Consider the following 1,658-nt stretch of genomic DNA (forward strand, 5'->3'; position numbering starts at 1 on the left):
CAGACCGTCTGAAAACCCCGTCGGGGATTCCTCACGTTAGACTGCCGTGGTAGCTTTTGCCATGGCGCATCTTTCAGGAACAGACCGCTCTCAATTGCTGCTTCTGCCGGAAGCGGTTGATGATTATGTGGGGCCGGACAATCCGGTTCGCTTCATCGAGGCTTTCGTTGACGGCCTCGATCTCCAAGCCGCCGGGTTCGTGCGGGTGGCGGCGAAGGAGACCGGCCGTCCGGGTTACGACCCAGCCGACCTTTTGAAGCTTTACGTGTACGGGTATATCAACCGTGTGCGTTCCAGCCGGCGACTGGAAGCGGAAACGCGCCGCAACATCGAGGTGATCTGGTTGCTCAGACACCTGAAGCCTGACTTTCGCACCATTGCCGATTTCCGACGGGTCAACCGGTCGGCTTTCCGCCAGGTGTTCCGGGAGTTCGTCATCCTGTGCCGTCAGCTCGACCTGTTCGGTCGTGAGCTTCTGGCCGTCGATGGCACCCGGATCAAGGCGGTGAACAACAAGGATCGCAACTTCACGCGCGGATCGCTCTCGAAGTTCATCCGGGAGGCAGATGAGAAGCTGGCCGATTATATGAAGCGCCTCGACGAGAGCGATGCTGACGAGGAGAAGGCAACCGGCAGTAACGGTTCGGGCGGCGGCATGGCGGAGAAGATCGCGGCGATCAAGGGCAAGCGAGATCGCCACAAGGCGCTGCTGGACGAGTTGGACCGCAGCGGCGAGGACCAGATATCGCTGACCGATCCGGATGCCCGCGCCATGGCGCGTATGACCAAGGTCGGCGTCGGCTACAACATCCAACTCGCCGTCGATGTAAAGCACAAGCTTATCGCCGAGCAGGAGGTGAGCAACCAGGTTCTCGACATGGGGCTTCTTGCACCGACGGTCGAGGCGGCGATGGAAACACTCGGCGTCGATCGGATCGAAGCGGTTGCTGACCGGGGCTACTTCAAGATCGAGGATATCGAGGCCTGCGAGAAAGCGGACATCACCGCCTATGTGCCGAAGCCGATCCGGGGCTCTGCCGTGCGCGAGGGCTTCTTTTCGAAGGAGGAATTCCGCTACGACCCGGACAAGGACATTTTCCTTTGCCCCGGAGATCAGGTGCTCTCGCCCCGGCATTACGGCAAGTCACGCGACAATGTGAAGATCGACTACACCAACCGCGCCGCCTGCAAGGCGTGCCATCTGCGCGAACGCTGCACCAAAAGCTTCCGTCGCGTGTCGCGCCTTGAGAACGAGGCGGTGCTCGACCGCATGGCGGCGCGGCTAGCCGCCCGGCCCGACATTCTCGACCGGCGGCGCGAGAGCGTCGAGCATCCGTTCGGCACGATCAAGCAATGGATGAACCAGGGCGCGTTCCTGATGCGGCGGCTGGAAAACGTCCGCGGGGAGTTCAGCCTGACGGCGCTCGCCTACAACATCAAGAGGGCCATCTCCATCATCGGTGTGCCGGGCCTGATCGCCGCGTTGCGGACATAAAACGCCCCATTTTGCGTTGTTCTCAACCCAAAATAAACGCCACTATGCCCATGAACGCCACCATCGCACCCGAAAACGGAAAAGCTGGAAATTGGACAAAACGCCGCCGTCCACGCCGAAAATCAACTACTTTCCATCATTCGAAGAGTTCTCGGACGGTCTG

The 1,658-nt window shown here is 60.4% G+C and carries 1 protein-coding gene; it reads left to right on the plus strand.

Annotated features, from left to right (window positions below; translation table 11 throughout):
* Positions 1-61: 61 nt before the first annotated feature.
* A complete protein-coding gene (locus tag BSG20_RS35255; protein WP_093042002.1) occupies positions 62-1,495 on the plus strand; it encodes an IS1182 family transposase in 1,434 nt (477 codons plus the stop codon).
* The last annotated feature ends 163 nt before the right edge of the window (positions 1,496-1,658 follow it).

The sequence above is a fragment of the Rhizobium tibeticum genome (genome assembly GCF_900110205.1).
In the GTDB taxonomy this organism is placed as follows: domain Bacteria; phylum Pseudomonadota; class Alphaproteobacteria; order Rhizobiales; family Rhizobiaceae; genus Rhizobium; species Rhizobium tibeticum.